The organism is Umezawaea tangerina (assembly GCF_003002815.1).
GTDB classification, from domain to species: domain Bacteria; phylum Actinomycetota; class Actinomycetes; order Mycobacteriales; family Pseudonocardiaceae; genus Umezawaea; species Umezawaea tangerina.
Window position 1 is genome coordinate 667,371 of the sequence record NZ_PVTF01000002.1, and the last position, 22,696, is coordinate 690,066.

22 protein-coding genes are annotated in these 22,696 nt (G+C 71.9%); 10 read left to right on the plus strand and 12 right to left on the minus strand.

What is annotated here, in order from left to right:
• Window positions 1-31 precede the first annotated feature (31 nt).
• Together CLV43_RS09005 and CLV43_RS09010 are read left to right on the plus strand one after the other, a co-directional pair.
• Window positions 32-964, plus strand: coding sequence for a hypothetical protein (locus CLV43_RS09005; RefSeq protein WP_106186580.1), 933 nt, complete (start codon window positions 32-34; stop codon window positions 962-964).
• Between the two features lie 79 nt (window positions 965-1,043).
• Complete coding sequence (locus tag CLV43_RS09010) at window positions 1,044-1,463, plus strand: GtrA family protein (RefSeq protein ID WP_106186581.1); 420 nt, start codon at window positions 1,044-1,046, stop codon at window positions 1,461-1,463.
• Here the strand turns inward: CLV43_RS09010 and CLV43_RS09015 are convergent.
• The gene (locus CLV43_RS09015; protein WP_106186582.1) at window positions 1,432-2,232 is read right to left on the minus strand and encodes an NAD(P)-dependent oxidoreductase; all 801 of its coding nucleotides are present in this window, start codon (window positions 2,230-2,232) and stop codon (window positions 1,432-1,434) included. The two genes, CLV43_RS09010 and CLV43_RS09015, sit on opposite strands and share 32 nt — an antisense overlap.
• A 178-nt stretch (window positions 2,233-2,410) precedes the next feature.
• On the opposite strand from CLV43_RS09015, the gene CLV43_RS50010 reads away from it, so the two are divergent.
• Window positions 2,411-2,983, plus strand: coding sequence for a LysM peptidoglycan-binding domain-containing protein (locus CLV43_RS50010; RefSeq protein ID WP_211304284.1), 573 nt, complete (start codon window positions 2,411-2,413; stop codon window positions 2,981-2,983).
• 482 nt (window positions 2,984-3,465) lie between these two features.
• Here the strand turns inward: CLV43_RS50010 and CLV43_RS09025 are convergent, their stop codons facing one another.
• From CLV43_RS09025 to CLV43_RS09050, 6 genes are all read right to left on the minus strand, one after another.
• Window positions 3,466-4,419: a zinc-binding dehydrogenase gene (locus CLV43_RS09025; RefSeq protein WP_106186584.1), complete on the minus strand. Its 954-nt coding sequence runs from the start codon at window positions 4,417-4,419 to the stop codon at window positions 3,466-3,468.
• 2 nt (window positions 4,420-4,421) lie between these two features.
• Entirely contained in the window at window positions 4,422-4,781 is a 360-nt protein-coding gene (locus tag CLV43_RS09030; RefSeq protein ID WP_106186585.1) for a hypothetical protein, read from the minus strand.
• Entirely contained in the window at window positions 4,778-5,641 is an 864-nt protein-coding gene (locus tag CLV43_RS09035; RefSeq protein ID WP_106186586.1) for a DODA-type extradiol aromatic ring-opening family dioxygenase, read from the minus strand. The genes CLV43_RS09030 and CLV43_RS09035 overlap by 4 nt, the downstream gene beginning before the upstream one ends.
• Window positions 5,634-6,452, minus strand: a complete 819-nt coding sequence (locus tag CLV43_RS09040) for a citryl-CoA lyase (protein WP_106186587.1) — start codon at window positions 6,450-6,452, stop codon at window positions 5,634-5,636. Before CLV43_RS09040 ends, CLV43_RS09035 begins: the two co-directional genes overlap by 8 nt.
• Window positions 6,449-7,624 (minus strand): CaiB/BaiF CoA transferase family protein, encoded by a 1,176-nt coding sequence (locus CLV43_RS09045; protein ID WP_106186588.1) that lies wholly within the window; start codon window positions 7,622-7,624, stop codon window positions 6,449-6,451. The genes CLV43_RS09040 and CLV43_RS09045 overlap by 4 nt, the downstream gene beginning before the upstream one ends.
• An 81-nt stretch (window positions 7,625-7,705) precedes the next feature.
• Window positions 7,706-8,512 (minus strand): IclR family transcriptional regulator domain-containing protein, encoded by an 807-nt coding sequence (locus CLV43_RS09050; RefSeq protein WP_106186840.1) that lies wholly within the window; start codon window positions 8,510-8,512, stop codon window positions 7,706-7,708.
• A gap of 194 nt (window positions 8,513-8,706) precedes the next feature.
• On the opposite strand from CLV43_RS09050, the gene CLV43_RS09055 reads away from it, so the two are divergent.
• A complete protein-coding gene (locus CLV43_RS09055; protein WP_106186589.1) occupies window positions 8,707-10,155 on the plus strand; it encodes an amidohydrolase family protein in 1,449 nt (482 codons plus the stop codon).
• A gap of 3 nt (window positions 10,156-10,158) precedes the next feature.
• Here CLV43_RS09055 and CLV43_RS09060 read toward each other — a convergent pair whose 3' ends face one another.
• Window positions 10,159-11,151: a zinc-binding alcohol dehydrogenase family protein gene (locus CLV43_RS09060; protein ID WP_106186841.1), complete on the minus strand. Its 993-nt coding sequence runs from the start codon at window positions 11,149-11,151 to the stop codon at window positions 10,159-10,161.
• Between the two features lie 154 nt (window positions 11,152-11,305).
• Between CLV43_RS09060 and CLV43_RS09065 the strand changes: the two genes are divergently transcribed.
• The 3 genes from CLV43_RS09065 to CLV43_RS09075 all read left to right on the plus strand — a co-directional run bounded on the left by CLV43_RS09065 (window position 11,306) and on the right by CLV43_RS09075 (window position 14,607).
• Complete coding sequence (locus CLV43_RS09065; RefSeq protein WP_106186590.1) at window positions 11,306-12,307, plus strand: glycosyltransferase; 1,002 nt, start codon at window positions 11,306-11,308, stop codon at window positions 12,305-12,307.
• A 262-nt stretch (window positions 12,308-12,569) separates the two neighbouring features.
• The gene (locus CLV43_RS09070) at window positions 12,570-12,785 is read left to right on the plus strand and encodes a hypothetical protein (RefSeq protein ID WP_106186591.1); all 216 of its coding nucleotides are present in this window, start codon (window positions 12,570-12,572) and stop codon (window positions 12,783-12,785) included.
• Between the two features lie 172 nt (window positions 12,786-12,957).
• On the plus strand, window positions 12,958-14,607 hold the full coding sequence (locus CLV43_RS09075; protein WP_106186592.1) for an L-lactate permease: 1,650 nt from the start codon (window positions 12,958-12,960) through the stop codon (window positions 14,605-14,607).
• A gap of 54 nt (window positions 14,608-14,661) precedes the next feature.
• Here CLV43_RS09075 and CLV43_RS09080 read toward each other — a convergent pair whose 3' ends face one another.
• Window positions 14,662-16,527, minus strand: coding sequence for an ABC transporter ATP-binding protein (locus CLV43_RS09080; RefSeq protein WP_106186593.1), 1,866 nt, complete (start codon window positions 16,525-16,527; stop codon window positions 14,662-14,664).
• The gene (locus tag CLV43_RS09085) at window positions 16,524-18,257 is read right to left on the minus strand and encodes an ABC transporter ATP-binding protein (protein ID WP_170155765.1); all 1,734 of its coding nucleotides are present in this window, start codon (window positions 18,255-18,257) and stop codon (window positions 16,524-16,526) included. Before CLV43_RS09085 ends, CLV43_RS09080 begins: the two co-directional genes overlap by 4 nt.
• An 89-nt stretch (window positions 18,258-18,346) precedes the next feature.
• Between CLV43_RS09085 and CLV43_RS09090 the strand changes: the two genes are divergently transcribed.
• Complete coding sequence (locus tag CLV43_RS09090) at window positions 18,347-18,940, plus strand: TetR/AcrR family transcriptional regulator (protein WP_106186594.1); 594 nt, start codon at window positions 18,347-18,349, stop codon at window positions 18,938-18,940.
• A gap of 75 nt (window positions 18,941-19,015) precedes the next feature.
• Here CLV43_RS09090 and CLV43_RS09095 read toward each other — a convergent pair whose 3' ends face one another.
• Complete coding sequence (locus CLV43_RS09095; RefSeq protein WP_281262149.1) at window positions 19,016-19,549, minus strand: TetR/AcrR family transcriptional regulator; 534 nt, start codon at window positions 19,547-19,549, stop codon at window positions 19,016-19,018.
• Window positions 19,550-19,736: 187 nt separating this feature from the next.
• Window positions 19,737-20,456, minus strand: a complete 720-nt coding sequence (locus CLV43_RS09100; RefSeq protein ID WP_106186596.1) for a TetR/AcrR family transcriptional regulator — start codon at window positions 20,454-20,456, stop codon at window positions 19,737-19,739.
• Between the two features lie 97 nt (window positions 20,457-20,553).
• On the opposite strand from CLV43_RS09100, the gene CLV43_RS09105 reads away from it, so the two are divergent.
• Entirely contained in the window at window positions 20,554-21,948 is a 1,395-nt protein-coding gene (locus tag CLV43_RS09105) for an MFS transporter (RefSeq protein ID WP_106186597.1), read from the plus strand.
• A complete protein-coding gene (locus CLV43_RS09110; RefSeq protein ID WP_106186598.1) occupies window positions 21,945-22,562 on the plus strand; it encodes an NAD(P)-dependent oxidoreductase in 618 nt (205 codons plus the stop codon). The genes CLV43_RS09105 and CLV43_RS09110 overlap by 4 nt, the downstream gene beginning before the upstream one ends.
• Window positions 22,563-22,696: the final 134 nt, after the last annotated feature.

The following is a 22,696-nucleotide window of genomic DNA, read 5'->3' on the forward strand; positions in this document are numbered from 1 at the left end:
GCCACCGCGAGCCAACCGGTAGCGTTCGCCGATGGCTCCAGGTGACCACTTACCGTCCTCGGACCAGGTCGACCGGCAGGTCGCCACCGCCGTCGGACACAGCGTCGTGCAGCAGGCGGGGCGCGACATCGTCAACGTCGCGGCACCCGTCGCGGACGACCGGCTCGGCCTGATCTCGACGGAACCGCCGACGGGCCGGACCAAGCAGGTCCACGGGCGTGGTGACCTCCTCGACGTGCTGGAACGGGAGCTCGCGAACCCGTCCGGTCACGCGCTCGTGCTGCACGGCGGCGGTGGTTTCGGCAAGACGACGCTCGCGCTCGAAGCCGCACGCCTCGCCGCGCGGGACAACACGCTCGTCTGGTGGATCTCCGCCTCGGACGCCGCGCAGCTGAACGCCGGCATGTCCGAGGTCGCCCTCGCCCTCGGAGCCCGCCAAGGACATCTGCGGGCCCGGTCCCTGCTGCGGTTCCTCGCCTGCTTCTCCCAGGCCTCGATCCACTACGACCTGCTCGACGCGCGGGCGATGCGGTCGATCCCGGCGTTCGACGGTCTCACGCCGGAGGAACTGCTGGAACTGCTGCACATCCTGGCCGACTTCGGCCTGGTCGACAGCCACCACGACAAGTCGCTGAGGTCCCACGCCCTGGCCCTGCACCCGCTCGTCCGGGAGACCAACCTGCACCACCTGGACGCGACCGACGACGTCGAGCACTACACCTGGGCGCTGCTCCGGGTGCTGGAGGCGGCGCTGGACGGGTGCGATCCGCTGGACCACGCGAACAAGGCGCGGTGGCTCGCGACGGCCCTGCACGGCAGGGCACCGGCGGCGCTGGCCAGGAGGGTGCCCGCGGCGCGGGAACTGTTGACCCGGAGCACTTTCCTCGAGTACGTCACGCTGCTGTTCGTCGAGTACAACCAGTGCTGGAACTACATCACGGTCCAGCGGCACGTCACCGGCTAGTTCGGACACCCGAGATCGCACAGCCGACCCACAGGGAGCGCACAGGGGGTGGCGAGGGTGGGGGTGCAGGGTTCGGGGCATGGTCGTCATCGCGTCTGGAGTGGGAGTCGTGCCCGTCGCGCAGGTTCGGGCGTGGACGCGGGGGCTGGTGCGGTTCGCGGTTGTCGGGGTGGTGAACACGGGGTTGTTCCTGGTGCTCTACCTGGTGTTGCGGATGGCGTTGCCTGCCGTGGTGGCGAGCGTGGTGGCGACCGGGGTGACCACGGTGACGGGGACGGTGGTGAACGGGCGGGTGACGTTCGGGGTGGGGGCGGTCGGGGTGGTGGGGCATCTCAAGAGCCTGGTGGTGACCGGGCTCGGGGTGGGGGTGACGTCCGGCGCGGTGGGGCTGGTGGGTGGGGGTGCGGCGGACGAGGTCGTGGTGCTGGTGGTGGCGAGTGCGGTGGTGGGGCTCCTGCGGTTCGTGCTCATGGGGTGCTGGGTGTTCCGGGCGGTGTGACGGACAGGCGGGTGAGCAGGGTGTGGGTGGCGGTGGAGATGGTGGGGTCGATGCCGAGGTCGGTGAGCATTTCGGTGGCGGCGGCCATCTCGTGGGCGCGGCGGACGGCGTGCTGGTGGGTGCCGGTGACGAGCCGGTCGACCGTGGACGCGTCGGCGCGGGTCAGCTCGTCGACGATGTTGTCGCGCAGCCAGTTCTCGCAGCCGGCGGCGCGGCCGGCTGCGAGCGCTTCGACGACGGCCGCGGCGAGGCCCTTGAAGAAGACGCTGCGCAGCAGCTTGCGCTGGGCGGCGAGCCCGGCGGGGCCGTCGAGCACCTCGACCGACGCGCCCAACGCCGTCAGGATCCGCGCCACCTCGACAGCGCCGGGACCGCTAGCGCTCATCGGTGTGCGCAGCCCACGACCGGGCACCGGGGCCATGATCGCGACGTCGGCGAACGCGACACCACGCTCTCCGGCGATCTCGGCGAGCCGAACCTTCGTACCGGGTGAGGCGGTGTTCAGGTCGGCCCACAGACCCGCACCGACCGCCGCGACACCCGCACGCAGCGCGTCGACGGACGCCTGCGCGCTGTTCACGCTGAGCACGAGATCGGCACCGGTCACCGCGTCGGCCTCGTCCACCGCCGCGGTCGTGCCGTCCGGCGCGGACACGGCCGGGTCGTAGGCGCGGACCGCGGCACCAGCGGCCACGAGGTCACGGGCGATCGCACCGCCCGCCTCGCCGAGTCCGAGCACGGCCACCGTCACGGGCTTCGAGGTCGTCACCGACGAAATCTAGGCCATCACCCGACAAGATTGTCAACAATTCCGACCTACCGAAGACGAACCAGCCCAGGCGTGCACCCGGTCGTCGGACGACCGGATGTCGACGCGCGGCGTGCTCCGAATGGCGGTAAGGTCACCGCGGTTCGTTGTTGATCAACTCCCGGAAGAGGCTTACCACGTGGACACCTTGCAGGCAGGGCAGAACCTCGCCGTCGGCCAGCAGCTCGACTCCGAGAACGGGTACGTGCTCGCTCTGCAGGACGACGGCAACCTGGTGCTGAAGGACGGCAGCGACGTCGTCTGGGCGACCGGCACCAACGGTTCCGGCGCGACCAGCGCCACCCTGCAGGACGACGGCAACTTCGTCCTCTACACCGCCTCCGGCAACGTCGCCTGGGCGAGCGACTCCAGCGGCAACCCCGGCTCCCGCCTCGTGCTGCAGTCCGACCGCAACCTGGTCGTCTACAACTCGAACGGCTCCAGCACCTGGGCGTCGGGCACCAACACCGACAACCCCCGCCCCACCCAGACCCAGGCCCCCGCCCCCACCGAGGCCCCCGCCCCCGCCGCCGAAGCCGCCCCCGCCGCCCCGGCCGAGCAGCACTGGACCGTCGACCCCGGCGACACCCTGTGGGCCATCGCCGAGAAGGTCTACGGCGACGGCAACCAGTACCAGCGCATCGCCGACGCCAACGGCATCTCCAACCCCGACCTCATCAGCGTCGGCCAGGACCTCGTAATCCCCGCCTAACCAGGCCAGTTGGCTGTGGAGCCTCTCCAAGGCTCCACAGCCACAGCCACCCCCCAACCCGATGCGCAGCGAGCACGGACCGCCAATGGGCGAAGCCCGCCAGCGCGCATCCGGCGCGAAGCGCCTGGGGCCTTGTCCGACGCGCAGCGAGGATGCCTGAGTCAGGCGCAGCCTGATGCTGGCGAAGCCAGACTTCCCCTCCGCCCCCGATCCACAGCGCCCTCCTGCCTTGCCCTAGTTTGTCAAGATGGCTTTATCATCTTGACAAACTAGGGCAAGGCATTGAGACAATCGCGCGCCGGGGGCTGGGCTTCGCGCCGGGAGGGACGGGGCTGAGCTTCGCGCGGTGGGAAGAACGGGGACTGGGCTTCCCCAAGGGCGGAAAGGAACAGGGGCCGGGCTTCCCAGGGACGAGAGGGCAGAAACTGGCCTGCACCAAGAGTGAGAGGGCAGGAACCGAACTCCACCAACTACCCACCCCCTCAAGGCACCAGCACAACCCTCCCCCGAACCACCCCCGCCTCCTGCCTCTCCCAAGCCCCCGTCACCTCCCCCAGCTCCACCACCTCATGCGCCACCACCAGCTCCCCCCGCGCCACAGCCCCGGCCACCACCCCCACGGCCTCCCCTTGCTGCGCCCCCGTCAGCTCCTTGTTCGTATACCCCAACAACCTCAACGACCGCCCGTACAACACCGCCGCGTCCAACGGACACGTCCTCCCCGCGCTGGCCCCCAGGGTCACCATCCGCCCCCCAGCCCTCAACGTGTGAGCCGCAGCAGCGGCCGGCACCCCGAACAACGGATCCAAAACCAGATCCGCCGCCCCGTCACACGCCGCCAGGAACCGCCCCACCAGCTCCATGTGATCCGACGTGTCGAGCGCCACCACCGCATCCGCCCCAGCCGCCGCAGCCCGAGTCCGCGCCTCCGCCGACCGAGCAGCCGCCACCACCCTCCGCGCACCCGCGAGCCTCGCCAGCTGAACAGCCGCCTGCCCGACGACCCCTCCCGCGCCAAGCACCACGACCTGCTCCCCCGCCACCAGCTCCCCGCGCCACGTCATCGCCATGTGCGCGGCGACAGCGGACAACCCGGCGGCGGCCACCAGCACCGGGTCCACCCCGTCGGGCAGCTCCACGAGATCCGACCGACGGGCCACCGCCGCGCCGGCCATGCTCCCGTCGCCCGGTTCCATCCCCGCCGAGGTCGGGAACCACACCAGGCGCCCGTCGACCGTGCCGACCCCTTGCACCCCTGGCACGTAGGGCGTCCGCGGCACCCCGAAGTACGACTTGCCGCCCGCGCACAGCACGTCCAACGGCGTCACCGGCGCGGCCACGACCTCGACCACAACCTCGCCGTCCCCGGCGCGGGGGACCTCCCGGTCCACCACCACCGGCGCCACCCCCGGCAGCCTGATCTCCGCCGCCCGCATGCTCACGTGCTGATGTCCGGGTAGGGCATCTCCACGTGCGCCAGCCTCCGCGCGTACTCCAGCTGGAACCCGAGCCCCTCGTGGTCCCGTTCGAACATCGCGATGAACAGCGTCAGCGTCAGGAACGGGTGCGCCCCCATCGCGAACAGCGCCGGGTAGTCGTGCGTCCGCAGCGCCTCGCGCTCGGCCTCCTCGAAGGCGAGCCACGTGGACCGCTCGTCGTCCACGCAGTTGAGGATCCGGTTCGCGTACTCCGCCTCCCACCACTCCACCGTGCCCACGGGGTCCTCGCGGTAGCGCTCCACGAGGTCCTGGTCCCGGTCCACGGTGTAGAGGAACTTGTCCAGCAGGTACTTGCTCATCGCGCACCGCCCTCGGGGTACCAGGTGAAGTAGGCCTCCATCGTGTGGAACAGGTCGTAGGTGTCGACGTAGTCGGCCTTCCGGCCGTCGCCCGCCACGCCCATCATCAGCATGAAGTCCATGAACCCGTGGGTGGCGTTGCCCGGCAGGTGCAGGCTCTCCAGGCTGACCTCGGCCAGGCACTGCTCGATGTCACCGCCCGCGATCCACTCGACGGCCTTGCGGTCGAACTCCGGGTCCGGCCCGTGCGGACCGAACTGCCGCGGCCCGCCCAGCTCCAGCGACAGGTGCCCGGTGCCGATGACGGCGACCCGCTGGTCCGACGGCCAGGACTCGATCAGCTCGCGGATGGTCCGCCCGAGCTGCACGAACCGCTTCGGCTGCGGCAGCGGCGGTGCGAAGATGTTGGTGTAGACGGGAACGATCGGCAGGTCGGCCTCGGGCCGCAGCGTGATGATCGGGCACGTGATCGAGTGGTCGATCCGCAGCTCGTTGGAGAACGCCAGGTCGAACCCGGCGTCCAGGCCCTCGCGCAGCACGTACGCCGACAGGTCCTCCTGCCCCTTGAGGACCATCCTCGGCAGCCCGAACTCGCGTTCCTCGTTCGCCCAGTTCGCGTCGTAGAACGGCGCCTTGCCGACCAGGAACTGCGGCATGTTGTCCAGCCACAGCTGGTGGAAGTGGTCCGAGCCCACCATCACGAGCACGTCGGGCCGCGCCTTGGTGAGCGTCTCGCGGAACGCCTCGACCTTGCGCACCCACTCATCGGCGAACGGCGGCCGGTCCTCCCCCGTCGACGTGCTGGCGCGGTAGTAGAACGGGTGGTGCGTGGACGCGATGACCGCGACCAGTTCAGCCATGCCGACCTCCGGTGCTCGACTCGGGTGACTGGGGATCCGGTGGGACGGATGCGTTGTTGAGGTCGACCGACAGGAAGATGTCGTTGCCGACGGGGTGGCGGATCTCCTCCGCGAGCTGCCCGATGAGCCCGGCCGTGCGGGCCAGCAGCGCGAACGCCCGCAGCAGCTCCAGCGGCAGCCCGAGGTCGGCCAGCGCCGCGCCGCAGGTGCCCGCGCCGTTGAGGGGCAACGTCTTGCCGAGCACCTGCGGGTGGACGCGGCCGATGGCGGCGAACAGCGCGAGGTGCGGACCCCGCACACCTTCCTCGGCGGCGATCGCGAACAGCCGGGGTGTGCGCGGGTCGCCCTCCTTGTGCACGTGGTGGCCGAGTCCGGGGACGAACCTCCCCTTCTCCCGCTGGTCGCGCACGGCGGTCAGCGCGAGGGCGTCCCACCCCTCGTCGTCGGTCGGCAGGCCACCGTCCACTCCGGACAGCACGTCGTGCAGGAACCGGCCGCAGTCCTCGGTCACGCCGAGGAAGCGCGAGCCGCCGCCGAGCAGACCCGCGGCGAGCGCGCCCTGCACGGAGTCCGGCGCGGACAGGTAGGTCAGCCGGGTCACGATCGCCGTGGGCGTGAACCCGTGGTCGGCCAGTGCGGCCAGCACGGCCTCGAACACCCTGGTCTCGCCGGGGGTCGGCCTGCGCTGGGTGGCCAGCCAGAAGGCCAGCTCGCCGAACCCGACGCTGCCCATGACGTCGTCGGCGAGGTCCTGGCCGAGCAGCGTGATCGTCTTCAGGCTGGAGGCGCCCAGCGCCGTCGGGTAGGTCACGCGTCCTCGCCCTTCGCCAGCCACGTCCGCAGCTCCTCGCCGTGCTCGTCGAGCAGCGGTGGCGGCAGCTCGTAGCCGACCGGCGTCGCCGAGAACCGGATGGGGTGCCGGGTGGTCGGCACCGCGCGGTCGCCCTCGCCCACGACGACGACCGGGTCCAGCTCGAACCGCTCGGCCATCGCGAAGCCGCCGTCGATGGTGTTGATCGGCCCGCACGGCACACCGGCCGCCACGAGCAGGTCGAACCACTCCAGCGCACCCCTGGTCCGGAGCCGTTCGACCAGCACGGGGCGCAGCTCGTCGCGGCGTTCGGTGCGGTCGGCGTTGCGGGCGTAGCGCGGGTCGTCGGCGACCTCGGGGATGCCGAGCACCTCGCACAGCTTGCGGAACTGGCCGTCGTTGGCGGCGGTGACGATCAGGTCGTTGTCCGCGGTCGGCAGCGCCTCGTAGGGGAAGACGCTCGGGTGCGCGTTGCCCATCCGGAACGGGACCACGCCCGCCGCGACGTAGGCGGAGCTGTGGTTGACCAGCCCGGTCAACGCCGACGAGAGCAGGTTGACCTCCACGTGCTGGCCCTCGCCAGTGGCGTCGCGGTGCCGCAGCGCGGCCAGCACGCCGATCGTGGCATGGTTGCCCGCCATCACGTCGAACACCGAGATCCCGGCCCGGAACGGCGGGCCGTCGGGGTCGCCGGTGAGGCTCATCAGCCCGGACATGGCCTGCACCATCAGGTCGTAGCCGGGCACGTCCTTGCCCGCGCCGGAGCCGAACCCGCTGATGGAGGCGTAGACGACGCCGGGGTTGGTCGCGCGGACCGCCTCGAAGTCCAGCCCGTACTTGGCCATGCCGCCGGGCTTGAGGTTCTCGATCACCACGTCCGCGCGCCGGGCCAGCTCGCGGGCCACCTCGACGTCGGCCTCGTCGCGCAGGTCCAGTGCGATGGACCGCTTCCCGCGGTTGATCCCCAGGTAGTAGGTGGACACGCCGTCGCGGACCGGTGGCGTCCACGTTCGGGTGTCGTCGCCCTTCGGGCCCTCGACCTTGACCACCGAGGCGCCCATGTCGGCGAGCAGCATCGTGGCGTAGGGCCCGGCGAGGATCCGGGAGAAGTCGGCGACCAGGACCCCGGCCAGCGGTCCCGCGGACTTCCCCGGCAGTTCGGTCTCGACCATGCAGCCATTCCCGCCGTCCTGCGGACACACGTCCGCTGGACGGATTGTGCGCACCGCCTCCCCGGTGCGTCAAGGCTCGGGTCAGGCCGAGGACACCGTCACGTGCGGGACGGTCTCCAGCCGCGCGAAGTCCGCGCTGATCTCCCCCGCGGCCTGGAGCAACAGCGGCAGGTGGTGCTCGACCAGGTACTCCACCGAGGTCTCGGCGGCGTGGCAGTTCACGTTCACGCCCGCGATGACGCGACCGGACCCGTCGCGGACCGGTGCGGCGACCGAGCGGATGCCCAGCGTGAGCTGCTCGTCGGTCAGCGCCCAGCCGCGTGCGCGCACCTCGCGCAGCGCGGCGTCGCGCTCGGCGCGGTCGGGCCGCCAGCGCGGGACCAGGCCGGAGCGGGTCGGCTCGGCGAGCACCCGTTCCAGCTCGTCGGGCGGCAGCGCGGCCAGCTGCACCTTGCCCAGCGACGTCGGCAGCGCCGGGAACCGGGTACCGATCTGCACCGCGAGCGACACGATCTTGGGCACGGCGACCCTGGCCACGTAGACGATGTCCGAGCCGTCGAGCTGGGCGATCGAGCACGACTCGTCGGTCCGCTCGACCAGCCTCTCCAGGTGCGGCCTCGCCACGTCCCACAGGCCCATCGACCGCACGTAGGCCACGCCGAGCTCGAGCACCCGCGGGGTCAGCGAGTAGCCGCGGTCGGCCGCCCGCACGTAGCCCAGCTCCTCCAGCGTCAGCAGGATCCGGCGCGCGGTCGGCCGGGCGAGGCCCGCGGCGGAGGCCACCTCGGCGAGCGTCATCACCGGGCAGCCCGGCCGGAAGACCGCGATGACCTCCAGCCCGCGCGCGAGCGCCTCGATGAAGTCCGGACCCGTTCCCTCACGTGGCACCACGCGCCTCCCCTCCTGCTGGTCCGGGTCAGCGTAACCCCCGCTGTCCGCGAGGCGGACGAGGTGAACCGCGAGCCGTTCACCACCGAGTCGGCGGCCGTCATTGACACTGGTCGGGCAGAGGTTCAGAGTGACCGGCACAACCCGTTGACCGTTGGTCGGACAGTTGTCCGGACAGTGAGGGAGCGACGACGATGCCGCAGCCATCCGACGAGGTGTCGAGCCGACCGGTCGTGTTCCGGGGCGGCACGGTGCTCACCGTGAACGCCGCGCACGATGTGCTCACCGACCACGACGTGCTCGTGGTCGGGGACAGGATCGCCGCCGTCGGCCCCGCGCTGTCGGTGCCCGAGGGGACCGTCGAGATCGACGCGTCCGGCGGCGTCGTGATGCCCGGCATGATCGACACCCACCGGCACATGTGGCAGACGGCGATGCGCGGCTACGGCGCCGACTGGACGCTGACCCAGTACTTCGTCTGGTACTACCTGGAGTGGGGCAAGGTCTTCCGGCCGGAGGACATCCACGCGGGCAACCTGCTCGGCGCGGCCGAGGCGCTCGACGCGGGTGTCACGACGACCGTCGACTGGTCGCACGGCCTCCAGACCACCCAGCACGCCGAGGCCGCCGTCGAGGCCCTGCGGGCCGTGCCCGGCCGGTTCGTGCTGGCCTACGGCAACATCCAGGACGCCCCGGCGAACTGGACCGGCACGCCCGAGTTCCGCGACTTCGCCGCCCGGCACATGGGCGGCGACGGCCTGCTCGGCTTCCAGCTGGCCTTCGACGTCACCGGCGACCCGGCGTTCCCGGAGAAGCCCGCGTTCGAGGTGGCCCGCGAGCTGGGCGTCCCGGTCACCACCCACGCGGGTGTCTGGGGCGCCACCGGCGACGACAGCATCCGGCTCATGCACGACCACGGCTTCATGACCCCGGAGACCGTCTACGTCCACGGCGCGTCCCTGTCGGCCGACTCCTACCACCGCATCGCCGCGACCGGCGGCTCCGTCTCGGTGTCGACCGAGAGCGAGCAGAGCGCGGGCCAGGGCTACCCGCCCACCTGGGCCCTGCGCGCGCACGGCATCCCCGTGTCGCTGTCGATGGACACCTCGGTGTGGTGGAGCGGCGACCTGTTCTCCGCCATGCGGTCCACGCTCGGCGCCGACCGCTCCCGCGAGCACCTGGAGGCGCAGGCGAAGGGCGACACCGTCACGCACTCGTCGCTGCGCGCCCAGCAGGTGGTGGAGTGGGCGACCCTCGGGGGTGCCCGCGCGCTGGGCCGCGAGTCGGAGCTCGGCAGCGTCGAGGTGGGCAAGAAGGCCGACCTCGTGCTCATCAAGAACGACCACTCCCCCGTGTCGTTCCCGCTGCTCAACCCCTACGGCCACATCGCGTTCCAGGCGCAGCGCGCCGACGTGCACACGGTCGTGGTGAACGGCCGCGTCGTGAAGTCCGACGGCAGGCTGGTCGGCGTCGACCTCGGCGCCGTGCGCGCGAAGGTGGAGGACACCGTCGACCACCTCAGGTCCACGCTGGGCGAGGAGGCCTGGGCGAAGGGGATGAACCCGGACATCCCGACCCGCGAGGTGCTGGACAACCCCTACACCTACACCGACTACCGCAGCGGCAGCACGCACAGCGGCTGAGCCTCACACCACCAGCACGGCGGCCCCGGTGACGCGGTCGGCAGCCAGGTCGGCGAGCGCGGTGTCGGCCTGGTCGAGCGGGTACGGCCGGGTGCTCACGCGCAGGTGGTGGTCCGCGGCGAAGGCGAGGAACCCGCGCGCGTCCTCGCGGGTGTTCGACGTGACGCTGCGGACCTGGCGCTCCTGGAACAGGTGCCGCTGGTAGTCCAGCGACGGGATGTCGCTGAGGTGGATGCCCGCGATGGCGAGGGTGCCGCCGCGGTCCAGCGCCGCCAGCGCGGGCGGCACGAGCGTGCCCACCGGTGCGAAGAGGATCGCCGCGTCGAGCGGTTCCGGCGGCGGGTCGCCCGCGCCGGTCACGGACGCGACCCCGAGGTCCAGCGCCAGCTCCCCGGCCTCGGGGCTGCGGGTCATCACGTGCACGACCGCGCCGCGGGCCATGGCGACCTGTGCGGCCAGGTGCGCGCTGCCGCCGAACCCGTAGACGCCCAGCCGCCCGCCGACGGGCAGCTCGGCGCGTTCCAGCGCCCGGTACCCGATGATCCCGGCGCACAGCAGCGGCGCCAGCTCGCCGTCGGTGTAGCCGCCGGGGAGGTGGTGGGCGTAGGCCGCGGGCACCACGGCGTACTCGGCGTAGCCGCCGTGCTCGTCCCAGCCGGTGTACCGCGAGTCCGGGCACAGGTTCTCCGCGCCGCGCAGGCAGTACCGGCACGTCCCGCAGGTCCGGCGCAGCCACGCGATGCCGACGCGGTCGCCGGCGGCGAAGTCCGCCGACCCGCTCGTCACCACCTCGCCGACGACCTCGTGCCCCGGCGTGACCCCCGGCCGGTGCACCGGCAGGTCGCCTTCGGTGACGTGCAGGTCGGTCCGGCACACCCCGCACACCAGCACCCGCACCAGCAGCTCGTCCGCCGACGGCTCCGGCACGGGGTCGCGGCGGGCGTGCAGCGGACGACCGGCCATCGGCCCCGGCCGGTCGACGTGCCACGCGAGCATCGTGTCCATGTCCTCCAGGTTCCCACCGGAGGCCGGAGCCGACTGCCCCAGTGCGGTGACCACGATCCCCGGCGGGCATTTCCGGGCCCAGCCGATCCCTCGACGACGGAACTCCCCGGCAAGGGGTCGTGGTCACCTCACTAGGCTCGCCGGCATGCGCGTGTTGTTCGCCAGTCTCGCCTCGGTCGGTCACACCTACCCGCTGATCCCCCTGGCCCTCGCCGCGCTGGACGCCGGGCACGAGGTGCACTTCGCGGCCGGGGACGCGGTGCACGGGCCGCTCGCGACGCACGGCCTGAAGCCGTTCCGCCCCGCCGACTCCTTCTACGAGATCTACGCCGAGGACCTGGAGCCCGAGCTGGCCAGGCTGAAGCCCGACCTGGTCGTCCACGAGTGGGGCCTGCCGGGTGCCGCCGTCGCCGCGCACCGGGCCGGGATCCCCGGGATCTGGCACGGTTTCGGCAGGCTGTTCCCCGCGGGCATCGGCCTGGAGCTGCCGACCGGGCACACCGGCGCGCCCGGCAAGGCGCACCTGGACATCTGCCCGCCGTCGTTGCAGGACAAGGACTTCATCGCCACCGAGACCCGCGTCGAGCTGCGTCCGGTGCCGTACTCGCCGCCCGCGGTGTGGACACCGCCCTCGTCGCGGCCGCTGGTGTACCTCACCCTCGGCACCGCCTTCGGCACGGCGGACCTGCTCACCACCGCCATCGCGGGACTGGCCAAGCTGGACGCGCACGTCCTGGTCGCCCTCGGCCGGGTGCGCCCGGAAGAGCTCGGCGCCCTGCCGCACAACGTCACCGCGGAGCCCTGGGTCCCGCAGGCCGACCTGCTGCCGCACGTCGACGTGGTCGTGCACCACGGCGGGAGCGGCACCACGCTCGGCGCGCTCGCCGTCGGCGCGCCGCAGCTGGTCCTGCCGCAGGGGGCCGACCAGTTCGCGAACGCCGACGCGCTGGTCGCCTCGGGGGCCGCGCTGCGGCTGCTCGCCGACAAGGTGAGCGCGGAGACCGTGGCCGACCACGTCGCGCGCCTGCTGCCGCGCGGGGAGCCCGACCACCGGGACGCGGCACGGGCCGTCGCTCGGGAGATCGCCCGGATGCCGTCGCCGGACGAGGTCGCCCACCACCTGCCGGAGTACGCCGAACGCGGCTGAGCGACCCGCCGCTCCTGGCGCCCGCCCGAACCGGAGTCCACATCGGACACCGGGGGGTGCCATGCCCTTGCACGGCACGGAAAAGCCGTGCCGCCGTCCTGGCGCGACCGGTCGCCGGAGCACACCCTCCCCGCGTCGACCCGCCCGGGCCGGCGCGCTCCGCACCGAAGTGCGGGAAGGCGAGGATGTGCCATCGGGTTTACCGATGGCGACCGCGGGCTACTCCAGGTCGGCAATTGATCATCACGGCCTGGAGGTACCCATGCGCAGCGACACCCGGTGGCACGTCATCCCGAACACGGCCACCGCCTGCTGGATCAGCCTGGTCTTCGGTGTCCTCATCGTCGTCACCACCACCATGCAGATGGTGTCGGGCAACGGCGTGGCGATCTTCCCGATGATCGCCCTCGTGTGCGGCGTCGCGCTGGCGGCCCTCGCCGTCACCGGCCTGGTGGCGCCTCGGCTGCGCGGTCGGTGACACCTCCTCGTGCTGACGGCCCCGACCCGCGGCGGGTCCGGGCCGTCGCGCGTGTCCGGGGCCCGGCGTCGGGAGTGGAGCGGCGCGGTGCGCGCTCTGTTGACCACGGAGCGCCACACCCCTAGCGTCACGGGAAAGCGGTTCCCTGTGGTTCCTCAGCGAGGAGGAGCACGTGTACCAGCCTGTCCTCGACGCCGTATCGGGTTCGCTAGGCCTGACCGCCCTGTTCGCCGCCCTGCCCCTCGTCGCCCTGTTCCTGCTGCTCGGCGTGGTCCGGATGAGAGCGTGGCTCGCCGCGCTGCTGTCCCTGCTGATCGCCGTCCTGGTCGCGGTGTTCGTCTACCCCATGCCCGTCGGCCAGGCGCTGCTGGCGGCCTCCGAGGGCGCGGCGTTCGGGTTCTTCCCGATCCTCTGGATCGTCATCAACGCGATCTGGATCTACAACATGACCGTCCGGACGGGGCACTTCGACGTGCTGCGGCGGTCCTTCGCGCGCGTCAGCGACGACCAGCGGATCCAGGGCGTCATCATCGCGTTCTGCTTCGGAGCGCTGCTGGAGGCGCTGGCCGGGTTCGGCACGCCGGTCGCGATCACCAGCGTCATGTTGATAGCACTGGGTTTCCGGCCGCTGAAGGCCGCGACCGTGGCGCTCGTGGCGAACACCGCGCCGGTCGCGTTCGGCGCGCTGGCCACGCCGATCACAACGCTGGCGACGGTGACCGGCCTGCCGATGCAGGACCTCTCCGCGATGGTCGGCAGGCAGACGCCGCTGCTCGGCGTGTTCGTGCCGATGGCGCTGGTGCTCATCATCGACGGCACGCGCGGGGTGCGGCAGACGGTGCCCGCCACCGCGGTCTGCGGGGTGACGTTCGCGCTGGCCCAGTTCGCGACGTCGAACTACTTCAGCGCGCCGCTGACCGACATCGTGGCAGCGCTGGTGAGCGCGGCGGCGACCGTGCTGCTGCTGCGGGTGTGGCACCCGGCGCACACCTACGTCGAGGCGGTGCCGGCGGGTGGCGCGGGTACGTCGGACACCCCGGCCACGTCGGACCCCGCGGAGTCCACCGAGGACAAGCGCGACTCGTCGCGTGAGGTGTTCCGGGCGTACGCGCCGTACGGCGTGATCATCGCGGTGTTCGCCCTCGCCCAGATCCCCGTGGTCAAGAGTGCGCTCGCGAGTGCCACCGGGACGTTCGCCTGGCCCGGTCTGCACCTGCTGACCGCGAGCGGCAAGCCGTCGACGCTGCCGCTGTTCAAGTTCGACTGGCTGGGCGCGGCGGGCTCGCTGCTGATCGTCGCCGGGCTGGTGACGATCCCGTTGATCGGGATCAGCGCGCGGCGGGCGTGGTCGGCCTACCTGGAGACCTACCGGCAGCTGGCGGCGGCGATCCTGACCGTGATGGCCGTGCTGGCGCTCGCGTACGTGATGAACGCCAGCGGCCAGACCGCGACGCTGGGGACCTGGATGGCGGGCGCGGGCGCGTTCTTCGCCGTGCTGTCGCCGATCCTCGGGTGGATCGGGGTGGCGGTGACCGGGTCCGACACGTCGTCCAACTCGCTGTTCGGCGCGCTCCAGGTGGCGGCCGCCCAGCAGGCGGGGCTGAGCCCGGTGCTGATGGCCGCGGCGAACTCGTCCGGCGGGGTGCTGGGCAAGATGGTCAGCCCGCAGAACCTGGCGATCGCGGCGGCCGCGGTGGGGATGTCCGGGAAGGAAGGGGACCTGTTCCGCAGGGTCCTGCTGTGGAGCGTGGTGTTCCTGGCGCTGATGTGCGTGCTGGTGTTCCTGCAGTCGGCGCCGGTGTTGTCGTGGATGGTGCCCTGAGCTCACCTGTCGGCGGGGCGGGGCCGGTCGCGGGACCGGCCCCGCCCCGCTCGCTCAGGTGGTGGTGGCGGCGAACTGGGCGGAGTAGAGGCGGTGGTAGGCACCGCCTGCCTCCAGCAGCTCCTCGTGCGTGCCCTGTTCCACGATCCGGCCCGACTCCATCACCAGGATGAGGTCGGCGTCGCGGATCGTGGACAGCCGGTGCGCGATGACGAAGCTGGTGCGCGAGGACCGCAGGGCGGCCATCGCGTGCTGCACCAACGACTCCGTGCGGGTGTCCACGGAGCTGGTGGCCTCGTCGAGGATGAGCAGCGACGGGCTGGCCAGGAACGCGCGGGCGATCGTCAGCAGCTGCTTCTCCCCCGCGCTGACGTTGGTGCCCTCCTCGTCGATGACCGTGTCGTAGCCGTCGGGCAGGGTGCGGACGAAGCGGTCCACGAAGGTGGCCTTGGCGGCGTCGAGGATCTGCTCCTCCGTCGCCTCCGGCCTGCCGTAGGCGATGTTGTCGCGGATGGTGCCGCCGAAGAGCCAGGTGTCCTGGAGGACCATGCCGATCTGGGACCGCAGGTCCTCCCGGCGGAGCCTGGTGATGTCCACGCCGTCGAGGGTGATGCGGCCCGCGTCGAGCTCGTAGAAGCGCATGACGAGGTTGACGAGGGTGGTCTTGCCCGCGCCGGTGGGCCCGACGATGGCGACGGTCTGGCCGGGTTCGGCGACCAGCGACAGGTGTTCGATGAGCGGCTGCTCGGGGCGGTAGGAGAAGCTGACGTCCTCGAACTCGACGCGGCCGCGGCGTTGCGCGGGCAACGAGGCGTCGGCGGGGTCCGGGGACTGCTCCTCGGCGTCGAGGAGCTCGAAGATGCGTTCGGCCGAGGCGACACCGGACTGCATCAGGTTCGCCATCGAGGCGACCTGGGTGAGCGGCTGGGTGAACTGGCGCGAGTACTGCAGGAACGCCTGCACCTCGCCCAGGCTCATGGAGCCCGACGTGATCCGCAGGCCGCCGACGACCGCGACGACGACGTAGCTGATGTTGGACAGGAACATCATCGCGGGCATGATCAGGCCGGAGATGAACTGGGCGCCCAGCGCCGCGCCGAACAGGGCGTCGTTGCGGCGGCGGAACTCCTCCTCGGACTCCTTCTGCCGTCCGAACACCTTCACGACCTGGTGGCCGGTGAAGGACTCCTCGATGTGCGCGTTGAGGACACCGGTCTGCTTCCACTGCTCCATGAACAGCTTCTGCGACCGCTTGCCGATGCGGGCGGTGACGAACACCGACAGCGGGATCACCGCGAGCGCGATGAGCGCGAGCAGCGGGGAGATCGTCACCATCATGACCAGCACGCCGATCACGGTCAGCAGCGAGGTGAGCAGCTGGCTCAGGGTCTGCTGGACGGTGGTGGAGACGTTGTCGATGTCGTTGGTGGCCCTGGACAGCAGCTCACCGCGCGGCTGGCCGTCGAAGTAGCGCAGCGGCAGGCGGTGCAGCTTCGCCTCCACGTCCTCGCGCAGCTTGAACACGACCCGCTGCACGACGCCGTTGAGGATGCGGCCCTGCGCCCAGCTGAACAGCGCGGACGTCAGGTACAGCCCCAACACCCACAGCAGGACGTCCGCGAGCGCGCCGAAGTCGATGCCCGCGCCGGGGACGCCGCGCGCCCGGCCGATGACGCCGTCGAAGATGATGTCGGTGGCGTGCCCGAGGATCTTCGGTCCGGCGACGGCGAACGCGACGCTGGTGACGCCGAGCAGGACGACGACGGCGAACCAGAACCGCTCCGGGTGCATCCGGCCCGCCAGCCGCTTGGCCGACGGTCCGAAGGTCTTCGCCTTGCCGACGGGCATGCCCATGCCGGGCATGCCCCGGCCCATCGGGGACGGCTGCGGGCGTGGGCTGGTGGTCGTGGTGGCGCTCATGCCGCCTGCTCCGGGGTCAGCTGGGACTGCACGATCTCCTGGTAGGTCAGGCAGGACTCGAGCAGCTCGTGGTGGGTGCCCGCGCCGACGACCGAACCGGCGTCCAGCACGATGATCTGGTCGGCGTCGAGCACCGTGGTCACCCGCTGGGCGACCACGAGCACGGCGGACTTCCTGGTGTGCGGCCGCATCGCCGCGCGCAGCCGCGCGTCGGTGGCCAGGTCGAGCGCGGAGAACGAGTCGTCGAACAGGTAGATCTCCGGGCGGCGCACCAGCGCGCGGGCGATGCACAGCCGTTGCCGCTGGCCGCCGGAGACGTTCGTGCCGCCCTGCGAGATCGGCGCCTCCAGGCCGTCGGGCATGTCCTCGACGAAGTCGCGGGCCTGGGCGATCTCCAGCGCCCACCACAGGTCCTCGTCGGTGGCGTCCGGGTTGCCGTAGCGCAGGTTGCTCGCGACGGTGCCGGTGAACAGGTACGGCCGCTGCGGCACCAGGCCGACCCTGCTCCACAGCGCCTCGGGGTCCAGCTCGCGCACGTCCACGCCGTCGACCAGGACGCTGCCGTCGGTCACGTCGATCAGCCGCGGGATCAGCGACGTCAGCGTCGTCTTGCCCGCTCCGGTGCTGCCGACGATCGCGGTGGTCGTACCCGCCTCCACCCGGAAGGAGATGTCGCGCAGCACGGGCTCGGCCGCGCCGGGGTAGCGGAACCCGGCGCCGCGGAACTCCAGCTCGGCGTGCTTGGTCAGCTCCCGCACCGGGGACGTCGGCGGGACCACCGACGAGTCGGTGTCCAGCACCTCCTTGATCCGCTCGGCGCACACCGAGGCGCGCGGGATCATCGTGGAGATGAACGTCGCCATCATCACCGACATCAGGATCTGCATCAGGTAGTTGAGGAACGCGGTCATCGAGCCGATCCGGGTCTCCCCCGCGTCGACCTGGTGGGCCCCGAACCACAGCACCGCAACGCTGGAGGCGTTGAGGATCAGCACGACGGTCGGGAAGATCAGCGCCTGGAGCCTGCCGACGCGCAGCGCGGTGTCGGTGAGGTCGGTGTTGGCCTCGGCGAACCGGCGGGTCTCCGCGGGCTCGCGGACGAACGCGCGCACCACCCGGATGCCGGTGAGCTGCTCGCGCAGCACGCGGTTCACGCGGTCGATGCGCACCTGCATCCTGCGGAACTGCGGGACCATCCGGGACACGATCGTCCCGATGGCCACGAGCAGCGCGGGCACGCAGACCAGCAGCAGCCAGGACAGGCTCGCGTCCTCGTTGAGCGCCAGCACGATGCCCGCCACGCACGTGATCGGCGCGGTCACCAGCATCGTGCACGCGAGCACGACCAGCAGCTGCACCTGCTGCACGTCGTTGGTGGTGCGGGTGATCAGCGACGGCGGGCCGAACGAGGCGACCTCGCGGGCGGAGAACTCCCCGACCCGGTGGAAGATCGCCGACCGGACGTCGCGGCCGAACGCCATGGCGCTGCGCGAGGCGTAGTACACCGCGCCGCAGGAGCAGAGGATCTGCACCAGCGTGACGGTGAGCATCCACCCGCCGGTGGAGACGATGTAGCCGCTGTCGCCCTTGGCCACGCCGAAGTCGATGACGTCGGCGTTGAGGCTGGGCAGGTACAGCGACGCGACCGTGCCGATGAGCTGGAGCACGACCACTATCGAGAGTTCGCGCCGGTACGGGCGCAGGTAGGTCAGCAACAGGCGGTACAGCAACGAAGCCCCCACAGAAGAAACTCGCCGTATCTAACAGCCGGTACCGTAGACTACCCCCATAAGATACGCCAAGTGCTTTAAGGGGCAGGGTGCCGGAGACGAGGACGCGCCGCCGAGGGGTGGAGCTGGAGAAGGCCATCCTGGACGCCGCCTGGGCGGAGCTCAACGACGTGGGCTACGCCCGGCTCACCATCGAGTCGGTCGCCGCGCGCGCCGGGACGAGCAAACCCGTGATCTACCGGCGCTGGCCCAACCGCGCCGAGCTCGTGCTCGCGGCCTGGGGCAGCCGGGCCCCGGTGCGGCCGCCCTCCCCCGACACCGGGTCGCTCCGCGGTGACCTCGTCATCCTGTTCACCAAGATCGCCCGCCGCGTCGACGGCATGATGAACGAGATGATCGCGGGCGTCATGACGGAGACCTTCCGGCACCCCGAGGTCGCCGCGCTGATGCGCGACCGGCTGGTCAACGCCCCGTTCGGCAAGGTCGTGGGGACGGTCCTGCAACGGGCCGTCGAGCGCGGCGAGCACCCGCCCGTCGAGCTGACCCACCGGGCGGGCCGCCTGCCCATCGACCTGATCCGCAACGAGGCCCTGATCAACGGGGGCTCCATCACCGACGAGACCATCGCCGAGCTGGTCGACCAGGTCTACCTACCGCTGCTCCGCGGCCTCGCCCGCGACTGAGCCGGTGGTGCCCGCCGCCGGCGGGAGGTCGAACCCGCGGGCGTAACGGGCGGACCGCCGTGCGCACGGGCGTCGCTAGTCCTGGACCGCCGGGGCGAGCAGATGGCGGAGCGAGTCGGCCGGCAGGTCCGGCGGACCCGACGGTCCCAGCGGCAGTTCGGCGGCGATCCACGCGGTCAGCGTCGACTCGACGTGGACCAGGGCCATCAGGGCGCGCTGCTGGGCGCGCGGCCCTGGTTCGCCGTCCCAGCGCCGGAGGTCGCCGGTGAGCAGGCGCGCGAACCGCTCGTGCTCCTCGACGTAGCGGATCCGCGCCTGCACGAAACCGGCGACCCGCACCACGCGGAGGATCGGGGCGATCTCCCGCCACAGCACCACGACGTCGTCGAGCCACGCCCGGACCACCGGGCGGGTCCACGCCGGGAGGGCGGCCGGCTCGGAGCAGGTGCGCTCCGGCACCTCGTACACGCGTTCCGACAGCGCCCGGACCACGTCGCCCTCGCCGGGGAAGTGCGCGTACACGGTCACCCTGGCAGCCTTCGCGATGTCGTCCATCGTGGTGGTGATGACCGACTTCTCGGCGAACACCATGACCGCCGCGTCGAGCAGACGGGGCGCGGATCAGCCTCTTCCGCTCGTCGCGCGGGCTTTCCCGGCGCTCGACCTCCATCGCGCCAGCCCATCCACCGCCGGAACGGACGGCATCGGACTCCTCCGGCCGCCGGTGCGCGTCACCGCGCCGGGATCCGGACCGCACATGTCGTCCGTTGGGCTTACCAGGTGCAAGGCGACCAGGTCATCGAAGCGCCGGGTCCTGGGCCAGCAGCCCGTCGATGATCACGCGGAGCTTCCACGCCGCGCGCGAACCGCCGTGACCACCGGTCAACAACGGGGCCAGCACGGCGATCGTGGGGTACCGGTCGGCGGGCAGCGAGCGGTACACGACGTCCAAGCGCGCCGAGAACGCCTCCGACATGGCCTCCTCTGAGGCGCACCCGGTGGCGTCAGCGCGCGCCAGGTCCCGTTGGGCGCGCAGCCGCGCCGCCTTCTCCAGCGCCGACGACGCGATGTACTGGCCGAGCAGGTCCGCCGCCCAGGCGCAGGCCGCGTCGTCGATCCCGCCCACCCTCAGCAGGCGCAGCATCTCCTCGGTGACGCGCAGCGTCTGCGGCCCGACCGGCACGTCGGTCAGGCCGACGGACGCGATGTCGTCGTGGGAGCCGAGCGCGTCGACGATCCGGTCCACCAGCAGTTCGAGGCGGGCGCGCCAGTCCCCGTCGGACTCGCCGGGCAGCTCGACGGGGGCCACCGCGAGGTCGTGCGCGAGCGCCATCAGCTCGTCCCGGTCGCGGACGTAGACGTAGAGCGACGCCGGTCCGGTGTCGAGCGCCTGGGCGACCCTGCGCATGCTCACCACCCCGAAGCCCAGCTCGTCGACCAGGGCGAGGGTCGTCGCGACGATGGCGTCGCGGCTGAGCGGGGCTTTCGCCGGACTGGTGCGGGGGCTGCTGGGCATGCCGGGAATCCTACTTGACGAACACCATTCGCCCGGTGCACTGTTCGTGGCGAACACCGTTCGGCCCGAACGGTGTTCGGCGACCCTGGAGACACCGATGACCACACCTCAGGCCGCTCCGGCGGCGGCACCGCCCGATCCCCGACGGTGGCGCGTCCTCGTCGTGGTGATGCTCGCCGACGTCCTCGACCTGCTCGACTCGACCGTGATGAACGTGGCCGCGCCCTCGGTCCGCGCGGGTCTGGGCGGCGGCCCGGCGGCGCTGCAGTGGCTCACCGCCGGCTACGCGCTCGCCTTCGGCGTGCTGCTGGTCGTCGGCGGCCGCCTCGGCGACCGCTGGGGCAGGCGGCGGCTCTTCGTGGTCGGCGCCGTCGGCTTCACCCTCGCCTCGGCGGTGTGCGCCCTCGCCCCCACCCCCGCCGTGCTGATCTCGGCCAGGGTCGCGCAGGGCGCGCTCGGCGCGCTGATGATCCCGCAGGGCTTCGGCGTGCTGGCCTCGGTCTTCGACGAACGCGAGCGCGGCCGGGCGTTCGCGGTGTTCGGACCGGTGATGGGGCTCGCCGCGATCGGCGGGCCGATCCTCGCGGGCGGCCTCATCGCGCTCGACCTCGCGGGCCTGGACTGGCGGCTGGTCTTCCTCGTCAACGTCCCGCTCGGCGCGCTGACCGTCGCGGGCGCGCTGCGGTGGATGCCCGCCGACCCCGGCGACGCGACCGTCCGGATCGACCCGGTCGGCGCGGTCCTGGTCGCCGCGGGCTCAGCCCTCCTCGTGTACCCCCTGATCCAGGGCCGGGAGGCGGGCTGGCCGTGGTGGGCCTTCGCGTCGCCGGCGGCCGGGGTCGCGGCGTTCCTCGCCCTCGGCGGGCGGCAGCGCACCAGCCCCGCGCCGATCCTGGTGCCGAGCCTGCTGCGCAAGCGCGCGTTCGTCGGCGGGCTGGTCGTGGCCGTGGCCTTCTTCTCCGGTGTCGGCGGCCTGCTGCTCGTGCTGTCGCTGCACCTCCAGCTCGACCTCGGGTACTCCGCCCTCCAGGCCGCGCTGGCACTCGCGCCGGTCGCCGTGGGCATCGCCCTCAGCTCGGTAGTCGCGCCGGGGCTCGCGGCTCGGCTCGGCCGGTCGGTGCTGCACCTGGGCCTCGGCGTCGAGGCCCTCGGCACGCTCGGCCTGGCCTTGGTGGCGACCTCCGACCTCCCGGTGTGGACACTGCTGACACCGAGCCTGGTCGTGGGTCTCGGTCTCGGCCTGCTGTTCGGCACGCTGACGCAGACGATCTTCACCGCCGCCGACCCCGCCGAGGTCGGCAGCGCGTCCGGCGCGCTCAACGCGGTCCAGCAGCTCGCCAGTGCGCTGGGCGTCGCCGTCCTGGGCACCGCGTTCTTCGCCACCGCCCCCTCCGGCCTCGCCGTCGGAGCCCTCGTCGTCACCGCGACGTGCCTGCTCAGCGCGGCGCTCGTCACCCTCCTCCCCCGCACCCCGTCAGGAGAACCGTCATGAGCGAGGTCGTCGTCTTCGGGGCCGCGGGCCGCACCGGACGGCTCGTCGTCGCGGAGGCACTGGCCGCGGGCCACCACGTCACCGCCGCCGTGCGCACCCCGACGGAGTTCCCGGCACGAGTCCCGGTCGTGCGAGCGGACGTGCGCGACCCCGACAGCGTGCGCGCGGCCGTCGCGGGCCACGACGTCGTGGTCTGCGCGATCGGCCCGTCCGGCCGCCGTCCGCTCGGCCTGTACTCCGAGGGTGCCCGCGCCCTGGTCGCGGCCATGGGGTCCGCCGGTGTCGGACGGGTCATCGCCATCACGTCCGGCGGTGTGCGCCGCGACGACCCGAACTTCGGGTTCTGGTACCGCACCGTCCTGCGGCCGCTCGCCGAGGACCTGTACGCCGACATGCGGCTGATGGAGTCGACCTTCCGGGACAGCGGGCTGGACTGGACGTTCGTCCGCCCCTCCCACCTCCAGGACAAACCGCCGACCGGCGACTACCGCGTCCAGGACGGCGTGACCCCGAAAGGCGGCTGGAAGGTGAGCCGCACCGATGTCGCCCGGTTCATCGCCGGGGAGGTCGATGCCCGCGAATGGTCGCGCAAGGCGCCGACCATCGCGGAGTGACTCCGTGGAAAAAAATGTTTGGAACTGACCCCGACAATTCCGTAGAAATGCGGTTTCACCTGCGGGATTCCCCCTCACGGGTACTCGGCAAGATCACCTGTTTGCCCCAATCTCGCCATCGGGCACCCGCTGGT

Excerpts from the sequence above, each read along its gene's own strand:
- CLV43_RS09060 (WP_106186841.1), bottom strand. The coding sequence starts at position 11,151 with ATGCTCGCGTGGCACGTCGACCGGCCGGGGCCGATGGCCGGTCGTCCG.
- CLV43_RS09110 (WP_106186598.1), top strand. The coding sequence starts at position 21,945 with ATGAGCGAGGTCGTCGTCTTCGGGGCCGCGGGCCGCACCGGACGGCTC.
- CLV43_RS09080 (WP_106186593.1), bottom strand. The coding sequence starts at position 16,527 with ATGAGCGCCACCACGACCACCAGCCCACGCCCGCAGCCGTCCCCGATG.
- CLV43_RS09025 (WP_106186584.1), bottom strand. The coding sequence starts at position 4,419 with ATGCGGGCGGCGGAGATCAGGCTGCCGGGGGTGGCGCCGGTGGTGGTG.
- CLV43_RS09005 (WP_106186580.1), top strand. The coding sequence starts at position 32 with ATGGCTCCAGGTGACCACTTACCGTCCTCGGACCAGGTCGACCGGCAG.
- CLV43_RS09035 (WP_106186586.1), bottom strand. The coding sequence starts at position 5,641 with ATGGCTGAACTGGTCGCGGTCATCGCGTCCACGCACCACCCGTTCTAC.
- CLV43_RS09030 (WP_106186585.1), bottom strand. The coding sequence starts at position 4,781 with ATGAGCAAGTACCTGCTGGACAAGTTCCTCTACACCGTGGACCGGGAC.
- CLV43_RS09010 (WP_106186581.1), top strand. The coding sequence starts at position 1,044 with ATGGTCGTCATCGCGTCTGGAGTGGGAGTCGTGCCCGTCGCGCAGGTT.
- CLV43_RS09065 (WP_106186590.1), top strand. The coding sequence starts at position 11,306 with ATGCGCGTGTTGTTCGCCAGTCTCGCCTCGGTCGGTCACACCTACCCG.
- CLV43_RS09045 (WP_106186588.1), bottom strand. The coding sequence starts at position 7,624 with ATGGTCGAGACCGAACTGCCGGGGAAGTCCGCGGGACCGCTGGCCGGG.
- CLV43_RS09070 (WP_106186591.1), top strand. The coding sequence starts at position 12,570 with ATGCGCAGCGACACCCGGTGGCACGTCATCCCGAACACGGCCACCGCC.
- CLV43_RS09100 (WP_106186596.1), bottom strand. The coding sequence starts at position 20,456 with ATGCCCAGCAGCCCCCGCACCAGTCCGGCGAAAGCCCCGCTCAGCCGC.
- CLV43_RS09055 (WP_106186589.1), top strand. The coding sequence starts at position 8,707 with ATGCCGCAGCCATCCGACGAGGTGTCGAGCCGACCGGTCGTGTTCCGG.
- CLV43_RS09105 (WP_106186597.1), top strand. The coding sequence starts at position 20,554 with ATGACCACACCTCAGGCCGCTCCGGCGGCGGCACCGCCCGATCCCCGA.